The organism is Pseudomonas sp. LS44, assembly GCF_024730785.1.
Lineage (GTDB): Bacteria > Pseudomonadota > Gammaproteobacteria > Pseudomonadales > Pseudomonadaceae > Aquipseudomonas.
The window spans coordinates 2,600,783-2,620,403 of sequence record NZ_CP102830.1 but is presented as its reverse complement, the minus strand read 5'-3'; the positions used below and the strand labels follow the sequence as shown (position 1 = coordinate 2,620,403).

General features: G+C 61.5%; 7 protein-coding genes. 2 read left to right on the top strand and 5 right to left on the bottom strand.

Going from position 1 to position 19,621, the window contains the following annotated elements; genetic code table 11:
* Both NVV93_RS11595 and NVV93_RS11590 read right to left on the bottom strand, forming a co-directional pair.
* Positions 1 to 870: an SDR family oxidoreductase gene (locus NVV93_RS11595; RefSeq protein ID WP_258250804.1), complete on the bottom strand. Its 870-nt coding sequence runs from the start codon at positions 868 to 870 to the stop codon at positions 1 to 3.
* A 132-nt stretch (positions 871 to 1,002) separates the two neighbouring features.
* Entirely contained in the window at positions 1,003 to 2,790 is a 1,788-nt protein-coding gene (locus tag NVV93_RS11590; RefSeq protein WP_258250803.1) for an acyclic terpene utilization AtuA family protein, read from the bottom strand.
* 213 nt (positions 2,791 to 3,003) lie between these two features.
* Between NVV93_RS11590 and NVV93_RS11585 the strand changes: the two genes are divergently transcribed.
* The gene (locus NVV93_RS11585; protein WP_258250802.1) at positions 3,004 to 3,627 is read left to right on the top strand and encodes a TetR/AcrR family transcriptional regulator; all 624 of its coding nucleotides are present in this window, start codon (positions 3,004 to 3,006) and stop codon (positions 3,625 to 3,627) included.
* Positions 3,628 to 3,802: 175 nt separating this feature from the next.
* On the opposite strand, the gene NVV93_RS11580 is transcribed toward NVV93_RS11585, so the two are convergent.
* From NVV93_RS11580 to NVV93_RS11570, 3 genes are read right to left on the bottom strand one after another with little or no spacing between them, the layout of a single operon-like run.
* Positions 3,803 to 5,113: a TolC family outer membrane protein gene (locus NVV93_RS11580; protein ID WP_258250801.1), complete on the bottom strand. Its 1,311-nt coding sequence runs from the start codon at positions 5,111 to 5,113 to the stop codon at positions 3,803 to 3,805.
* Positions 5,114 to 5,115: 2 nt separating this feature from the next.
* The gene (locus NVV93_RS11575; RefSeq protein ID WP_258250800.1) at positions 5,116 to 6,456 is read right to left on the bottom strand and encodes an HlyD family type I secretion periplasmic adaptor subunit; all 1,341 of its coding nucleotides are present in this window, start codon (positions 6,454 to 6,456) and stop codon (positions 5,116 to 5,118) included.
* Between the two features lie 5 nt (positions 6,457 to 6,461).
* Entirely contained in the window at positions 6,462 to 8,198 is a 1,737-nt protein-coding gene (locus tag NVV93_RS11570) for a type I secretion system permease/ATPase (protein ID WP_258250799.1), read from the bottom strand.
* 680 nt (positions 8,199 to 8,878) lie between these two features.
* On the opposite strand from NVV93_RS11570, the gene NVV93_RS11565 reads away from it, so the two are divergent.
* Positions 8,879 to 19,600 (top strand): peroxidase family protein, encoded by a 10,722-nt coding sequence (locus tag NVV93_RS11565; protein WP_258250798.1) that lies wholly within the window; start codon positions 8,879 to 8,881, stop codon positions 19,598 to 19,600.
* Positions 19,601 to 19,621: the final 21 nt, after the last annotated feature.

Here is a 19,621-nt window from a genome sequence, read left to right as displayed (position 1 = left end):
TTACTCCTGATCTTTCAGCACGTCGGGCGCGTAGGCCCGGTGGAAGCCGTTGTAGGACTCGCTGTTGGTCGCCTTGCCCAGTTGCCAGGTGCGCGTGCCCTGGGTCGCAGCGCCGTCGATGCGGATGGTGTTGCCGCTGATGAAGCTGGCGCCGGGCGAGAGCAGGAAGACGATGGCCGAGGCGATCTCCGCTTCGGTGGCGATGCGCTGCAGCGGCACGTGGTTCTTCAGCGAGCGGATCATGGTCTTCATGGCTTCCGGGTAGGTGTCCATGCCGCTGGAGGCGACCCAGCCGGGCGCCACCGCGTTGACCCGCACACCGGAGTGGCCCCATTCGAAGGCGGCGGTCTTGGTGAAGTTCTCCATGCCCGCGCGCGCGGCGCCGGAGTGACCCATGCCGGGCATGCCGCCCCACATGTCGGCGAGCATGTTGACGATGCTGCCGCCGCGCTTGCTCATGCACTGGTTGTACACCTCGCGGGCGACCAGGAAACCGCCGACCAGGTTGGTGCGCACCACGGTCTCGAAGCCCTTCTGGTTGATCGAGGCGAGCGGCGCGGGGTACTGGCCGCCGGCGTTGTTGACCAGATGGTGGATCTGCCCGCGTTCGGCCAGCACCGCGGCGACCATCGCCTTGACCGGCTCTTCCTCGCGGATGTCGCAGGCTTGCCAGCTGACGCTGCCGCCGTCTTCGACTATCTCTGCTGCGGTGGCTTCCAGCTTCTCGGGCTTGCGCCCGACCAGCACCACGTGGGCGCCGAGCGCCGCCAGCTCATGGGCGGTGCAACGGCCGATGCCGCTGCCGCCGCCGGTCACCAGGATGGTCTGGCCGGCGAACAGACCGGGTTTGAATATGGAGTCGTAGCTCATCGTTGTGGTCCTTCGGCTCTCTTGGCGGCCACCCTGTTGGGGTGGAATCCATTTGCTTTTGGTAGGAGCGAATTCATTCGCGAGGCGGTGTTGCCGGTATCGCGAATGAATTCGCTCCTACATCGGTTTCGCTCACAGGCTGTCGGCCAGCGCCTTGGGCACCGGTACCTGGAATTCCAGCAACTGCTGGGCGAACGCCTTGCCCTGCGGGTCGCTGCGCAGGCTGGCGATGCCGCCACCGCCGAGGGCGTTTTCCAGCAGAAAGTTGAGGCTGTGGCTGCCCGGCAGATACCAGCGCGACACGCGGCCGATCTGTGGGTCGAGCACATGCTCCATCCACTCGGCGACGTTCTCGACGCTGAGCGCGGCGGCGATCCACTGCAGGTATTCGGGTTTACGCGCCATCACGCCGATGTTGCTGTGGTTGCCCTTGTCGCCGGAGCGCGCCACGGCCAGCTTGATCAGCGGCACGCTGGCGTCGGCCACACCCTGCGGGGCATCCGGCTCGACGGCTTCGGCGAGGCTGGCCGGATCGAGGGTTTCCAGCTCGGGCAAGGCGACCGCCTGGCGTTGCTCGCCCTGGACCACCTCGAGCTGACAGGCGCTCTTGTCGCTGAGGAAGGAGAACAGGCGGATCACCGGGCTGACCCCGGCGCGTCCGCCGGCGCTGCCGGTCAGACCCGGTGCCATGCCGGTCGCGGCCTGGGCGATCTCGCGGGAGAACAACACCAGCGCTTCCTTCTTGCTGTGCCGGGCGGACAGGCGCAGCACCACTTCACGGCTGTCGCTGCGCCGTGCGTGGGGGCCGTAGGTGGATTCCGCGCCGAGGATGTCGATGGCGGTTTCGCGGTAATCGCCCCAGCCGCGCTCGGCGAGCATTTCGCGGGTCTTGTTGAGGATCGCCTGGCCGACCCGTTGGGCCTTCTTCGCCGCGTCGATACCGGCCATGACGAAGCTGGCGGTGCAGCGGAAACCGTCTGGGTAGGTGGCGCTGACCTTGTACTGGTCGCTCGGCGGTAGGCCGCGCGCGCCCTTGAGCAGCACCCGGTCATGGCCGGCTTGTTCGAGCGTGACGCGGGTGAAGTCGCAGGTCACGTCCGGCAGCAGATAGGCGCGCGGGTCGCCGATCTCATAGAGCATCTGCTCGCCGACTGAGAAAGCCGTGACCAAGCCGCCGGAACTATCCGGCTTGGTCACGATAAAGCGTCCATCGGCCTCGACTTCGACGATCGGGAAACCAATGTGTTCGTAATCCGGCACCGACTCCCAGTCGGTGAAGTTGCCTCCGGTGCACTGCGCGCCGCATTCGATGACGTGACCGGCCAGCGCCGCCTGGGCGAGCTTGTCGTAGTCGTTCCAGGCCCAGCCGAATTCGTGCACCAGGGCGGCGCTGACCACGGCGCTATCCACCACCCGGCCAGTGATGACGATGTCGGCGCCGAGCTTGAGCGCTTCGACAATGCCTGGCGCGCCGAGGTAAGCGTTGACCGACACGCACATCGGCGGTAGCGGGGCGCCGCTGAACATTTCCACGGTGCCGGCCTTGGCCAGTTCACCGAGCCTGGATTGCAGGTTGTCGCCGTGCAGCACGGCGATCTTCAGGTCGACGCCGGCTTGCGCACAGGCAGCGGCCAGGGCCTTCGCGCAGCTCTCCGGGTTGACCCCGCCGGCGTTGCTGATCACTCGAATGTTCTTGGCGGCGATGTCTTTGAGCAGCGGCGTCAGCACTTCGACGAAGTCGGTGGCGTAGCCGGCTTCGGGGTTCTTCATCCGCGCGCCGGCCATGATCGACATGGTGATCTCGGCCAGGTAGTCGAACACCAGATAGTCGAGTTCGCTGCCGTTGACCAATTGCGCGGCGGCGGTGGAGGTGTCGCCCCAGAAGGCGGAGGCGCAGCCGATGCGTACGGTTCGAGTCATTGGAATTGTCCGTGCCACATTGAAGGTGGGTCGACATTACCAAGCAAGCGCTTGGTTGAAAAGTGCCGAATATCCTTTTGCACCCGAATTAACACCCAAGCGCTTGCTTGGTTGTCTGCCAGGGCCTAAATTCCGCAGCAATGACAGGTACTTGCCGGATATCGACCGTAACGTGCGGCGAACCGAGCACGGCTTGGGTAGTGGAGAGCAAGTGTGGACGAGCAAAAAGCTCAAGCGGTTATGCGCGAATTGGTGGCTGGCGGCCAAGTCACCGACCCGGAAAGCCCGCGAGGCAAGTTGCTGAAAACGGCGGCGCACCTGTTCCGCAGCAAAGGCTTCGAGCGCACCACGGTGCGCGATCTGGCCAGCGCGGTGGGCATTCAATCCGGCAGCATCTTTCATCACTTCAAGAGCAAGGATGAGATCCTCCGTTCGGTGATGGAGGAGAACATTCTCTATAACACGGCGCTGATGCGCGCTGCCCTGGCCGAGGCGACGGATGTGCGTGAGCGCCTGCTGGCGCTGATCCGCTGCGAATTGCAGTCGATCATCGGCGGCACGGGCGAGGCGATGGCGGTCTTGGTGTTCGAATGGCGTTCACTGTCAGAAGAGGGCCAGGCCTACATCCTCGACCTGCGCGCCAGTTATGAGCGTCTCTGGCTGGATGTATTGGTCGAGGCTGAGGCCGCGGGCCAATTCAGCGGTGATCCCTTCATCGCCCGACGCTTACTCACGGGCGCGTTGTCTTGGACAAACACGTGGTTCCGCGCCGAAGGTCCGCTGACGATTGATGAGCTCGCCGAGCAGGCGTTACGGATGGTTTTGAAAGACGCCTGAACAGTGAAGTGGCAGATTCGTAAGGTGGGCTAGCCGTAGGCGTAACCCACCGACCAGACTGGACGCCAGTGTTCCGGGTGGTGCCGCTGGTGGGTTACGCCGCAGCGCGGCTAACCCACCCTACAAAAGCGCTGCGCAACTTAAGCGGGCGGGTCGAAATGGCAGCCCTGGCCGATCACTCGTCCCGCTCCAGATAGCCGTTGGCGCGGTTGATATCGTCATCGCCCAAACTGCCTACCGAGGCGGCCAAACGCAGGTGCGAAATCAGGTAGCGCAGCTTCGCCTCGAACAGGTCGCGCTGCGCGTTGTAGACCAGTTCCTCTGCGTTGAGGATATCAATGTTGGTATTGCTCCCGCCCTCGAAACCTTTTTCCCGCGCAAGTAGCGAGTCTTGGCTGGATGTCACTGCAGTTTGCAGGGCGCGGATGCGTGCAGCGCCGCTCTGTACCCCGTGGAACTCACGGGTTGTCACGGAGACCACATCCTCGCGCGTGGCATTCAGTTCTTCCTGCGCCCGGTCGCGGTTGGCCACCGCCTGACGTGCTTGGGAGCTCACGTAACCACCACTGTAGAGCGGGATATTCACTTCCAACCCGACCGAGCTGTAGCGGTTGCGCTGATCCAGCGTGGAGATGGTTTCGCTGTCGCCCGCGGTATAGCCAGCGACGAAATCCAAGACCGGCCAATGACCGGCCTTGGCTTTGTTGACGTCTTCTTCGGCGACCGTATAGCTGTAGCGACTGGCTTGGATGGTCGGGTTGTTGGAGCGCGCGCGGGCCAGCCAATCCTGCAAGTCGCCCTCGAGCGGCGGAGTAGGGAAGTCGGAGTGCAGCGTGGCAACCGTCTCCGGTATTTCGCCCAGATATTCCTGAATCAGCCGGCGGGCGACCAGCAGATTGTCCTGAGCCTCGATCAACTCGGCTTCGGCCAGGTCGCGTCGGGCGATGGAGTCGGCGATATCGGTTTTGGTGCCTTCGCCATTTTCGAAGAGTTGGTTGGATGCCGTCAGCCGTTTCTCGAATGCCTGGCGCTTGGCGCGGGTCAGGTCAATCGTTTCCCGTGCCAGCAGCAAACTGAAATAGCGACTGGCTAGGTTCAGGGCGGCGTCCTGTCGCTTGGCGTCGAACACCGCCACGCTGTAATCGGCGCGCTGATCGCCTTGGCGGTATTCGGCCATTTTGCGTTTATCGAAAAGCGTCTGACGTAGACGCAAGGCGGCACCCTTGGAGTCGTAATCGAGATCGTTGTCGACATCGCCCTGCTTCTGCGTGCCGTTAACTTGATTGCCATACGCGGTGGCATTGATCTGCGGCAGCAGCGGCGCCTTGCCCAGGGTACGGAATTCCTGGCCCGCGTCTTTCTCATGCACAGCGGCGCGGTAGATTGGCCCTTGGTATTGCAGCAAATCCCAGGCTTCTTTGAGATCCATCGCAGCCGCCGGAACTGCCACACCCAGCAGGCAGGCGAATAGGTATCTTCTGGCCATTGTTATTGCTCCTTGAAAGCACTATCGATGCGATCCAGTAGAGGTTTGAACAGGTAGCTCATCAGATTTCGCTCACCGGTCTTGATCGTCACGGTGGCTGGCATTCCAGGGCGAATACGGTTGGCGCCGAGCTTGTCCATACCCTGCGGGGTGACTTCGATCTGGGCGAGGTAGAAGGGCTGCTTGTTCTGCTCGTCGATCAACCGGTCGGCGGAGACCGTCAACACTCGGCCGGGAATATTTGGCGTCTGCGAGTGGTTGAAGGCTGGGAAGGAGATATCCACCGGCAAGCCAGGCGTCATCTTGTCGATTGCCTGCACGGGAATCATCGCGTCGACCTGCAACGGCTCGTTGGCCGGCACGATGTCCATGATCTTGAAGCCGGGCTGGATCACGCCGCCGATGGTGGCGATGCCCACACCTTGAACCATGCCGTCGATGGGCGAGCGAATCGAGGTGTGGGTAACTTCGTAATCCAGGGAGCGCAGGCGGTCGGCGAGGCTGGTGCTTTCCTTCTGCACCTCGGTCAACTGCGATTGAACCTCCTTGAAGTAGTCGTTTTGGCGCTGGAGGATGCGCAGCTTCAGCTCGGTCACCTGGCTGCGCACACGAGCGATGTTGTTGATGTTCTCTGCCTGGCCGGCGTTCAGTTCGGCGGCGTTGCGCTCCAGTTCGAGCATGCGATTGCGCGGAACATAGCCTTCGTCAGCCAGCGTGCGGGTGCCGTTGAGTTGCTCGCGGAGAAATTTTGCCTGCGAGGCGCGCGCGCCGTAGACCTGTTGCAGACCCTTGACCTGCACTTCGGCGGCGGACTGGGTTTCCTGAAGGATACTGAGCTCGCCGGCGAGCCCGGCAAGGCGAGTGGTGAACAGGCGCTCCTGCAATTCGACGGAGTCATTCAGGCGCGGGTCGCCCTTGAAACGTTCGAGCAATTCTGGATCGAAGGTCACCCTGAGCTTGCCGTCGCGTTCGGCTTCCAGGCGGTTCTCGACGGTCTTGGCGACGATGTATTGCGCGCCGATCACTCCCCGCTCGGCCAGCGCCCGGGTTGAATCGAGGCGCACCAACTCTTGGCCTTTGCGCACTGCATCACCTTCGCGGACGAGAATTGCATCGACGGTGCCACCGGTAAGATGCTGAACGGTTTTGCGGTTACTGGTTACTTTGACCGTGCCGGTGGCGACGATGCCGGCATCCAGTGGCGCCAGCCATGACCAAAGCAGGAAGCCGCCAAATCCGGCGACCACCAGCCAGATGCCCCAGCGCGCGGGCTTGCTGGTGTCGATATCGACGACGGTTTGCGGGGCGGTGAGGATCAGGTCCTTGCGTTCGACAGCGTGCATGGCAGTCACTCCCTTACCTTGACCGAGGCCAGTGGTGGTGGGTTGCCCGGCGATATCACGTTGGCCTGACGCAGGGCCGAGAACACTTCGTCGCGCAAACCAAACATCTGCACCGAGCCTTCACGCAGCATCAGGACCTTGTCGACCATGCCGAGTACCGACGGGCGATGGGAGATCAGCACGCAGGTGGCGCCTCGTTTTTTGAGTTCGGCCAAGGCATCAAGTAAGGCTTTTTCGCCGACGTCGTCGAGGTTGGCATTTGGCTCGTCGAGCACCAGCAGCACGGGCTCGCCATACAGCGCACGAGCCAGGGCAATACGCTGTTTCTGTCCGCCGGACAATGGGCTGCCGTCGACACCCAGGCGGGTGTCGTAACCCTGCGGGAAGCGCAGGATCATGTCGTGCACGCCGGCGGATTTGGCGGCGCGCAAAACGCCTTCGCTGTCGATCTCGCCGAAGCGTGCAATGTTCTCGGCGAGGGTGCCTTCGAACAGTTCGACATCCTGCGGCAAGTAGCCCAGCCAGGGGCCAAGCTCGGCTTTGTTCCAAGTGAATACGTCGGCGCCGTCGAGCCGCACCTTGCCACCGTGTGCGGGCCAGATGCCGACCAGCAGCCGGGCAAGAGTCGACTTGCCAGAGGCGGATGGGCCAATGATGCCAATGGTTTCACCGGGCGAAAGATTGAAGCTCACGCCATGCAGAATCGCGGTGGTGGTGCCCGGTGCACCGGCATGTGCGCCTTCCACTGAAAGCATACCCAGCGGCCGTTCCAGCGACATGCTGGGCGGGCGCCGTGGATACTCGCTAAGCATCTCGTTGAGGCGGCCCCAGGCCATGCGGCAACCGAGTAGCTGCTTCCATGAACCGATTACTTGTTCAACCGGTCCGAGCGCTCGACCGGTAAGGATCGAGCAGGCGATCATCATGCCCGCGGTGATTTCCCCGTTGATCGCCAACAGTGCACCGCCCCCGAGGATCAGCGACTGCAGGGTGATCCGCACAAAGCGGCCCACGCCGCTGATGTAGGCGGCGCGGTCGGAGGCTAGGGTCTGACGTTCAAGGATGCGCAGGTGCCCTTGGAACCAGCGGCCACTGATTGCCGGCAACATGCCCATCGCCTCGATCACCTCAGCATTGCGCAGGTTGTTGTTGGCATAAGCGGCGGAGCCTTGCGATGCCTGGTTGGCTTCAGCCAATGGTTGCTGAGTGGCGATTTCGGTGATGTAGGCGAGGCACACCAATATCAGCGAGCCGACCAGTGTGAGCAGTGCGAGCAGCGGGTGGATCAGATAGGCAACGAACAGATAAACCGGTGTCCAAGGCGCATCGAAAAACGCAAACAAGGCGTTGCCGGTCAGGAATTGGCGTACCTGGGAAAGATCTTGTAGGGCTTGGGCTGGATTGCCCCCGGCGCGACTGAGATTTCGCTCGAAGGCGGCGGTGAAGATGCGCTTGTTGAGATCCATGTCGATGCGATTGCCGACGCGAATCATCACCCGTGAACGGGCGATTTCCAGCAGCGCCATTAGCAAGTACAGGCCCACCACCAGAACGGTGAGCATCATCAGGGTCGTGACGTTGCTGCTGACCAGGGCGCGGTCGTACACCTGCAACATGTATATCGCAGGCGCCAGCATCAGAAGGTTGAGTACACCGCTGAAGGCAGCCAGCGAGTAAAAGGTTCGACGCAGGCGGAATAGCACATCCGCGAGTTCGGAGCGGGGGGGCGACATCTTGTCCATCGCGCTTTACTACCTTTGCAGACTACGCGGTAATCACTTACGCCAGCAGCGGAAGACAGCTCCCTCTGATTGCGCACCCGGTTTCCAGCAAGCACTTTCCCAGTGCTTTCCCGGTCAGCCTCAACGCAGAGCGTAGGTGATGAATGTTTTTCCGGCGATCCACGTTGGTCGCAAAAATTGCTTGTTAGTGGAAGTAACGTTTTATAAATGCCAATAAAAACAAGTAGATAACATCATTTTTCCGTTCGTCGACTTTGTTGTCACTATCTTGACACGCTTTTTGTATCGGACTTTAGTCTTATCCATGGGTGTTGCTGCGTGTGATCCGGACCACCAGGGACGGCGCCTGAATGCAATGCCTGCCGAGGAAAAGGCTATGTACGTCATTTACTTCATTCCATGGGTAAGGATGTCGGTTCAGGAATGCATCCTTACTTCCCGTTTTCACGGGCCACCTGAGTTCTGATTCCACTCGCTGAGCGTTCCAGCCCAGCCAGGGGTCAAGCGATAAGCCCTCGACCGTACGTGCTTTCTAGCAAAGCGCGGTGAGAGCTTTTTGTCTGCGCTTGCTGCTCCAAATAGGCCCTGACGCTCATTCATCCAGCTTTATCCAGTCGCACTCACCTGAGCGCGTCGTGGCATCCGTCGTCCCGTGTTTATCCAGATTGAGGGAAAATAAAATGGCCGATTTCATTAAATCCGACCTGGAATTCATTCTTCAGCAGATTTTCATCGCCGAAGCCAATGCCGCCGGTACGCCTCTTTCCGAACTGTTGCCAAACTCCCAGGTGCCTTGGGGGCTGAGGACCGTAGATGGTTCCGGCAACCACATTCAGCCGGGTCAGGATGGCTTCGGTTCGGCTGATAACCTCTTTCCGCATCTGGTCAACCCAGTGCACCTGCCGAACTACACCCCGGGAACGACCGTATTCGATTCGCAGCCGCGGACCATCTCCAACCTGATTGCCGACCAGACCAGCGATAACCCCGCGGCTTTGCAGGCCTACATCGATGCCGGCATGGCGGAAGTAGTGAACGGCGTGTTGACCCATCTGTCTGGCCCCCTTGCAGGGCAACCGGTCCAGCCAGGGCAAGCGCTGGTCATCCCCAACTCGGCTCCGGATGAGGGATTGTCGGCAGGCTTCAACGCCTGGTTCACCTTCTTCGGCCAGTTCTTCGACCACGGGCTGGACCTGGTGCAGAAGGGTGGCAGCAGCACTGTGTTCATTCCGCTGCAGGCGGATGATCCGCTCTTCGATGCGGGTGTGGACGGGATTGCTAACACCGATGACGATGGCCCAAATTTCATGGTGTTGACCCGCGCCAGCGTCGTCACGCTGCCGGGCGCGGATGGTGTGCTGGGTAACGCCGATGACGTCACGGGTAACGTCAACCTGACGACCCCCTTCGTCGACCAGAACCAAACCTACACCTCACACCCTTCGCACCAGGCCTTCCTGCGCGAGTACATACTGACTGCCGGCGGTCCGGTGGCCACCGGTAAGCTGATTACCGGCGCCGATGGAGGGATGGCCACCTGGGGCGATGTGAAGGCTCAGGCCCGCGACATTCTTGGCATTGAACTGGACGATCTCGACGCCTTCAACCTGCCGCTGCTGGCCACCGATGCCTATGGCAATTTCATTCCTGGGGATAATGGCTTCCCGCAACTGGTGGTTGGCGCAAACTCCCTGGTGTCCGCCGGCCTGCCGCCGATCGATGCCAGCCAGGCGATCCGTACCGGTCACGCTTTCCTTGATGACATCGCCCATTTTGCCAACCCGATTGGCGATCACGATGGCAATCCGCTGACCCCAAATCAGCAGCTGACTCGCGTGGAAGACGGCGTAGCCGACTCTACTGTGCCACCAGCCTTGGGCACCTACGATGGCGACTTGCTCGACGCGCACTTCGTCGCCGGCGACGGCCGGGCTAACGAGAATATCGCTCTGACTGCGGTACACCACGTGTTCCACGCCGAGCACAATCGGCTGGTCGAACAGACCAAGACAGTGGCCCTCGAATCGGCGCAAGCCGGCGATCTCACTTTCCTCAATCAGTGGCTGGCAGTAGAAGTGCAAGCGCTGCCGACTGATCTGTCCACCCTGGTGTGGAACGGTGAACGCCTATTCCAAGCCGCCAAATTCGGCACCGAGATGCAGTACCAGCATCTGGTATTCGAAGAGTTTGCGCGCAAGATCCATCCGGGAGTGGATGCCTTCCTGGCGCCGACCGGGTTCGACAGCACCATCGATCCGTCCATCGTTGCCGAGTTCGCTCATGCGGTATACCGCCTTGGGCACTCGATGCTGGTGGAAACCATCGACCGCCTTGATCCGGCCTTCCAGTCGAGCGAAATTGGCCTGATCGACGCGTTCCTCAATCCGCTTGAATTCAACCAGCAGGGCACGCTTACCCCTGAAGAAGCCGCCGGCGCCATCGTGCGCGGCACCACTCGTCAACTCGGCAGCCAAATTGACGAGTTCGTTATCGGCGCGGTGCGCAACAACCTGCTGGGCCTTCCGCTCGACCTGGCGGCACTCAATATTGCCCGCGGCCGCGACACTGGCCTGCCGACCCTGAACGCGGCGCGCGAGCAGTTCTATGCAATGACCGGTGATGCCCAGCTCAAGCCTTACGCGAGCTGGCTGGACCTGATGGACAACCTCAAGAACCCGCTGTCGCTGGTTAACTTCATCGCCGCCTATGGCGAGCATGCCACGATCACTGCAGCAACCACAGTCAACGCCAAGCGGGCCGCGGCGTTCGACCTGGTATTCGGCAATGCCAACAACCCCAACATCGGCGACCGGTTCGATTTCCTCAACGCCACAGGAGCCTATGCGGGCGGTAGCCTGGGCGGTTTGAACAATATCGACCTGTGGATCGGCGGCCTGGCCGAACAGATCATGCCGTTCGGCGGCATGCTTGGCTCGACCTTCACCTTCGTCTTCGAGACGCAAATGGAAGCGCTGCAGAACGGCGACCGCTTCTACTATCTGGCGCGGCTGGCCGGGCTCAACTTTCTCAGCGAAATGGAGAACAACTCGTTCGCCAAGCTGGTGATGTTGCACACCAATGCCACTCACCTGCCTGCGGATATCTTCTCCACACCGGGACTGATTCTTGAGGCTAACCAGGCGCTGCAGTTCAACCCTGGCGTCACGCCGGGGGCCGACGGCATCTTGCTCGACGACCCGACCACGGTGGTCGACGAAAGCGCGGACAACGGCGCCGGCAGCGCCGACCCGGTGGGCGACAACCCGCTGATCCCGCTGGTCATTCGTGTCGACCCTAATCCACCGACTGTAGGTCCGGCGGCGGATACCTATCTGCGCTACACCGGCGACGAGCACGTGGTGCTGGGCGGCACAGCTGGCAACGATATCCTCATCGCCAGCATCGGCGATGACACCTTGTGGGGCGACGCCGGTAATGACCGCCTGGAAGGTGGTGATGGCAACGACACCATTGAAGGTGGCGACGGCGACGACATCATCACTGACAAGGGCGGTGATGACGTTCTCAAAGGTAACGACGGCAACGATGTGATCCAGGGTGGCAATGGCGCCAATATCATTCTCGGCGGGGCTGGCAGCGACTTCATCATTACTGGTGAGGACATCTCGGAAACCTTTGGCGGCACCGGCAATGACTTCATTCTGGGCGCCAAGACCAATATCCAGACTGCCGGCAACGAGGGCGACGACTGGATCGAAGTCGGTACCCAGGATGGGGCGCCGGGTGACAACTTCGACCCCTTCGCCACGGACGCGGTCTTCGGTCATGACGTGTTCGTCGGCGGCGGTGGTTTCGATGAAGTGATCGGCGAGGGTGGTCACGACATCATGGTCGGCTCGGAAGGGTCCGATCACTTCGATGGCATGTCTGGCTACGACTGGGCAACCTACAAAAGCGACCGTTTCGGGGTGGCTGTCGACCTCATGGTCAACGACCAATTCGAGCCACCAGTGCCGGCATCCAATGCAGGCATTCTCGACCGCTTCGCTGAAGTCGAAGGGCTGTCCGGCTCAGCGTTCAGCGACATCCTGCGCGGTGACAACGCCAATGCCGAACTCCTCCTCACCCACGGCGGGGCTCTGGGCAGTGTGCTCGATCAGGCTGGCATCGACCTGATCGTCGGTCTGCAGCAGCTGCTCAACCGCATGCTGGGCGGCAATCAGACGTCGTTCGACGGCGGCAACATCATTCTTGGCGGCAGCAGCAGCGACATTCTTGAGGGTCGCGGCGGCAACGATCTGATCGATGGCGACCGCTGGCTTGATGTGCGTATTGGTGTCAGCGGGCATGTGCCACAAGCGGGCCGGCCGGTCATCACCAGCGTCGCGAGCATGACCGAGTTGATTCCCTACATGCTGTCCGGCGAGATCAACCCTAGTCAGCTCAGTATTGTCCGCACGATTCGCGAAGGGGTTAATGGCTACGACACCGCAGTGTTCTCCGGCCAGCGCGCGGAGTACACCATCAGCACGGCGAATGGTGTCATCACGGTGACCCATAACGAACTCGACGCCAACGGCGCCATCGTCGGTGTCGGCACTGGCATCGACGGCGTGGACACGTTGGTGAATGTCGAGCGCCTGCAGTTCAACGACCAGCGCGTGCTGCTGCCCAGCACCATCGCCAACGCGACGCCCACCGGAACCCTGCAGATCCGCGACTCGGCCACCGGGGTGCTGGACAACACGCCGGCGGTCGGCCAGGTGCTGAGTGCCAGCTCGTTGCTGATTCGCGACAATAACAACATCCACCCCGACAACCCGGGCACGCCGGCCAACGAATTGGACACCGACGCCTCGCTGTCTGGGCGGCCGGTCAGCTATGTCTGGCAGGTCGAGCGCATCACGGGCTCGGGGATCTTCGAGGACATCGTCGCTGAGGGCGGCGATGTACCGGCCACGGCCAATCGCGGCAACTTCACCGTTACGGCCGACCTGAATGGCCTGGCCTTGCGGGTGAGGGCGGTCTATCAGGACGACAACGGCACGCTGGAAACCGTGTTCTCCGGGCCAACCAACCCGGTTGCGGGCATCGTCGCGGCGCCGCCTCCAGTGGTCACGCCAATCGAAGATGAAACCGTACCAATCAACGGTGGCCTGCACCTGATCCGCGCCGATGTGCAGTTCATCCTCGACCAGATCAAGATCGCCGAACGGCATGCGGCCGGGGAGAATCTTCTCGACATTCTGCCCAACTCGCGGGTGCCTTTCGGTCTACGCACCGTGGATGGCTCGCTGAACAACCTGGTGCCGGGGCAGGAGCAGTTTGGTGCCGCCGATAATCCGTTCCCGCTCTCGCTGGATCCGTTTTTCCGCAACGATCAGGACAATGATGAGTTCGATGCCAACGGTCCGGCGCCGGGTGGTTTGGTGACTAATACCAGCTATTTCGCGCTCAATGGCCTGGGCCAAACCATCAGCGTGGCCGATGCCGACCCACGGATAATCTCCAATCTGATCGTCGACCAGACCATCAGCAATCCGGCGGCTGTGCAGGCCTATATTGCCGGTGGCTTTGGCACATTGAACGCCAACGGACAGTTGGTCGATGCGGATGGGCTGATCATTCCGGCTGGGCAGCCGCTGTTCATCCCCAATACCGCGCCCGACGAGGGTCTATCGGCTGGCTTCAACTCCTGGTTCACGCTGTTTGGCCAGTTCTTCGATCACGGCCTGGATCTGGTCAACAAGGGCGGCAACGGCACCGTGTACATCCCGCTGCAGGAGGATGATCCGTTGTACGTGGTGGGCGGCCAGACCAATTTCATGGTGCTGAGTCGCGCCACCAACATGGCGATCAACGCGGGTGCGGACGGGGAAATCGGCACTGCCGATGACGTGCATCTGCACAACAACCAGACCACCCCGTTCATCGACCAGAACCAGACCTATACCTCGCACCCATCGCATCAGGTATTCCTGCGTGAGTATGTGCTGGTCAATGGTCGGCCGATGGATACAGGTCGCCTGCTGAATGGTTCGGACGGTGGGCTGCCGACCTGGGCGGACGTCAAAGCTCAGGCAGCGAACATCCTCGGCATTCAGCTGGATGATGCCGATCTGCTTAACCTGCCGCTGATCGCCACGGACGATTACGGCAATTTCGTCCCGTCCGCCACCGGCTTCCCGTCGATCGTTACCCTTACCGGCGAGGAGTCTGGCACGCCGCTGGCGCCGGTGGATGCCACGGCTGCCATCCGTACCGGTCATGCCTTCCTCGACGATATCGCCCATACCGCGGCGCCTGTGTTCGTGAATGGCGTGCTGGCTCCTGACACTGACCTCCCGGGCGAGGTGACGGTCAACCCGCTGACTGGGCAACGGTTGGTATACGACAACGAACTGCTCGACGCGCACTTTGCTACTGGCGATGGTCGCGGAAACGAGAACATCGGCCTGACCGCGGTGCACCATGTGTTCCACGCGGAGCACAACCGTATGGTTGCGCACCTCAAGGAAGTGATCCTGGCGAGCAACGACCTGGCCTTCGTCAATGAGTGGCTACGTGTCGACGTAGGGGCGATACCCACCGACCCTGCGGCTATCGCGGCGTTGGCATGGGACGGCGCCCGTTTGTTCCAGGCTGCGCGCTTCTCGACCGAGATGCAGTATCAGCACCTGGTGTTCGAGGAGTTCGCTCGCAAGGTCCAGCCGCAGGTCGACGCGTTCTTCGCGCCGACCCAGGTCTATGACACCGACATCAATCCGGCCATCGTCGCCGAGTTTGCCCACGTGGTGTATCGCTTCGGCCACTCGATGCTGACCGAAACGGTCGATCGCCTGGACCCGGCGTTCAACTCCAGCCAGATGGGCCTGATCGAGGCGTTCCTTAACCCACTGGCGTTTAACCAGTTGCGCAATCCGGATTTCAATCCGCTGCTGCCAACCGACCCGGTGACCAATCCGGAGTTCCTCAATGTCTCGGCGGACGACGCTGCAGGCGCAATCATCCGCGGCATGACCCGTCAACTCGGCAACGAGATCGACGAGTTCGTCACCGAGGCGTTGCGCAACAATCTGCTCGGGTTGCCGCTGGATCTGGCGACCATCAACTTGGCGCGCGGTCGGGATACCGGCGTGCCATCGCTGAATGCGGCGCGTCATCAGTTCTATGAAATGACCGGTGACACCCAGCTCAAGCCGTACGCGAGCTGGATCGACCTGGCGATTAACATGAAGCACCCCGAGTCGCTGATCAACTTCATCGCCGCCTACGGTACGCATGACACGATCACCAGCGCGACAACGCTGGCGGGCAAGCGCGCCGCAGCGTCGCTACTGGTACTGGGTGGAGAGGGCGCGCCAGCCGATCGGCTGGAGTTCCTCAACAGCAATGGCAGCTGGGCGAATTCCACGCTTCGCGTCAAAGACATCGATGGAGTCACCAATACCGGTCTGGGCAACGTTGATCTGTGGATTGGTGGTCTCGCCGAGAAGCAGATGCCATTTGGTGGGCTACTGGGTTCGACCTTCAATTTCGTCTTCGAGACGCAAATGGAGAAACTCCAGGACGGCGACCGCTTCTACTACCTGGAGCGCACCGCCGGGCTGAACTTCCTGACTGAGCTGGAGAACAACTCGTTCGCCAAGCTGATCATGGCTAACACCAATGCCACGCACCTGCCGGGTGACGTGTTCTCCACCCCTGGTTTGATCCTTGAGGCGGATCAAGTCGTGCAATTCAATGAGGGTTTGGGTAACGCTGATCCAGATGACGGCACGGTGACTCGCATCAATCCGAATCCACCGACCCAGGGGCCACTGGCGGACACCTACCTGCGCTATACCGGTGACGAGCATGTGGTGCTCGGTGGTACGGACGGCAACGACGTGCTGGTTTCCAGCCTGGGTGACGACACTCTGTACGGGGATGCCGGGGATGACCGCCTGGAAGGCGGCTTCGGCAACGACTTCCTGTTCGGTGGTGCCGGCGATGACATCCTCACGGACCGCGGCGGCGATGACAACATCCAGGGCGGCGAAGGCAACGACGTCATCCATGGCGGGAATGGCATCGACCTGATCCTCGGCGGCTTCGGCAGTGACTTCATCGTCAAGATCGAGGACGAATCGGAGATCTTCGGCGGTACCGGCAACGACTTCATCCTCGCCGCCCGGGCCAACGAAATGACCTTCGGCAACGAGGGTGACGACTGGATCGAACATGGCATGGCAGATGGCGCCGCCGGCGATAACTTCGATTCGTTCGGCAACGATCCGATTCTCGGCCACGACGTGTTCATCGGCGAAGCAGGGATCATCGACCGCATGGACGGTGAGGGCGGCGATGACATCATGATGGGTAACGGTGGCGAAGGTGACCGTTATGTCGGGATGTCGGGCTTCGACTGGGCAGCGTTCCGCGATGACCCGTATGGCGTGAGTGTCGATTTCAGCATGCGCGCGTTCAACGAAACCCCGATCGCCCCGTCCAGCGCTTCGGTGCTGGCGCGTTTCGAAATGACTGAAGGTCTGTCCGGCTCGCAGCATGGCGACATTCTGCGCGGTGATAGTCTGGACACGGCAGGCATCCTCACCTCTGGTATCCACGGCAGCGTGCTGAACGCCGCAGGGATCGCCCGCATCGCTGGCATGCAGGAGTTCCTCGATGCCATGCAGGGCGCTCCGGTAAGCTCGTTCGGTTCGGGCAACATCATCCTTGGCGGCAGTGGTAGCGACATCATCGAAGGCCGCGGTGGAGACGACCTGCTTCACGGTGACAAGTACCTGAATGTGAAAATTGGCGTCACTGGCCACCCGACCATTACCAGCGCCAACAGCATGACCGAGCTGGTTCCGTACATGCTCTCTGGTGAGATTCGTCCGGATCAGCTCAGCATCGTTCGCGAACTGCTGGATGGCGAAGCCGACTATGACACTGCAGTGTTCTCTGGCCTGTCGACGGAATACACCTTCGACTTTGAGGGTGACGTGCTGGTGGTCACGGACAGCGTGGTCGGGCGCGATGGGACGGACCGCCTGACCGGCATCGAGCGGTTGCAGTTCAACGACGGCGCTGTGCCTATCAGCGGCGACAACGAAGCTCCGACTGGTTCGCTGGTGATCCTCGATGCCATCACCGGCTTACGGGATGACACGCCAAGCTCCGGCCAACTGCTACGCGTCACACCTATCGCGGTGCAGGACGGCGACAACATCACCTTAGCCAACCCGAATGGCGCAATCACCGGAGCGGTGTCGTACTTCTGGCAGGTTGAAACCGTCGCCGGTTCAGGAATATTCGATGACATCGTGCTCGATGCGGGAGGCGAAGAAACCATTGCCACTGGCCAGACCTTCCGGGTTACGGACGAGCTGGCAGGCCTTAACCTGCGGGTACGCGCGGTCTACAAGGATGCCAACGGCACTCTGGAGATCGTCGATTCGGCGCCCAATGCACTGCCGGAAGGCGGGCCGGAAATCGACATTGCAGCGCCAGCGCAGGGGCAATTGCTCACCGCATCGCTGGGTGACCTGGTCGATCCGGATGGCACCACCACCTCGACGTTCAGCTATCAATGGCAGGTGGGCAGTGTCGGCAATTTCAACGATATCGACGGCGCTACCGGGTCGACCTTCACGCCAGGACAGGCGCAGGTCGGCCAGCAGATTCGGGTGGTGGTCAGTTATGTCGATGACTTCGGCGTGGCCGAAAGCGCGGCATCCGGCCCGACTCAGCAAGTTGCCAACGTCAACGACGCGCCTGTCGGGTTGCCGCAGATCAGCGATACCACACCAGAACAGGGCCAGGTATTGACGGCCGTCACTGGCGGCATCACCGACCTCGATGGCCTGGGCACCTTCAGCTACCAGTGGCAACAAGGCAACGGCGTGTCGTTCACCGACATCGATGGGGCAACCAACGCCACGTACACGCCGGGCTCCGGTCAGCTCAATCTGCAGCTGCAGGTGATCGTCCGCTACACCGACGGCTTCGGCCAGTTGGAGCAACTGACCTCAGTGGCTACCCAAGCCGTGGCGGCAGTGGCTGGGCTGATCATCACCGGTACCAACCTGGCGAACACCCTCGACGGTGCCGCCGGGAACGATGTGATCCAGGGGTTGGGTGGTAACGATGTGCTCAATGGCTTAGGCGGCCTGGATCTGCTGCTCGGCGGTACTGGCAACGACACCCTGAATGGCGGCGACGACAACGACACCCTCAGTGGCGATGCCGGCAACGACATCCTCAATGGTGGTACCGGCGCCGACACCATGAACGGTGGCACCGGTAACGATACCTATGTAGTGGATAACCTCGGCGATGTGGTCAGCGAAGCTGGCGGTAATGGAACCGATCTGGTGCAGACCACGCTGGGCAGTTACACGCTGGTTACAGGCGTGGAAAACCTGACCTACACCGGCCTCGACTCATTCACCGGTACCGGCAACACCGTGGCCAACGTCATCACCGGTGGCGCAGGCGACGACTCGCTGAGTGGCGATGCCGGCAACGACACGCTGAACGGCAATGGCGGCAGCGACACCCTGATCGGGGACGCCGGTAACGACGCCCTCAACGGCGGTGCCGGCGATGACAGCCTGGATGGCGGGACCGGCAACGACGACCTGAACGGCGGCGCCGGCAACGACAGTTACTTCGTTGACGCCGTTGGCGACGACATCATCGAGGCGGCGGGCGGCGGTACCGATACGGCGTTCTCCACCAGTGCAGCGTTCACCCTGGATGCCAACGTCGAGGACTTCGTCCAGATCGGCAGCAACGCCACGGTGGCGAGCGGTAACGCGCTGGCTAACGTAATGAGCGGCAACGTCGGCAACGACACGCTGAACGGGCAGGGCGGCAATGACACCCTCAGCGGCGCTGGCGGTGACGACACACTCAACGGCGGAGGTGGCAATGACAGCCTGGACGGCGGCATTGGCAACGACGGTATGAGTGGGGGTGCTGGCAACGACCAGTTGTTGGGCGGTGCAGGGATCGACTCGCTCAACGGCGATACCGGTACCGACCTGCTCGACGGTGGCGAAGATGACGATGCGCTCGACGGCGGCTCGGGTAACGACACCTTGATCGGTGGCGCGGGAGCCGACTTCCTGGATGGCGGAACGGGCAACGATATCGTCACCGGCGGCACAGGGGACGACATCATGGTCGCCAATTCTGGCAATGACACCTTCGTGTTCAGCGCCGGCTTCGGCAGCGATCAGATCATCGGTTTCGATGCCAATCCCAACGGCGGTCAGGACCGTCTGGATATTTCCGCGTTCAACATCACGGCGGCGACTTTCGCAGCCGGGGTAGCCATCGTGGATGACGGGGTGGACACCGTGGTCAACATCGGCGCCGACTCGATTCGCTTGGTCGGGGTAGTAGATGTAACCACCGTTACCGCGGCGGACTTCATTCTCACGGTGTGATGCAAAATGGGGATCAACAGG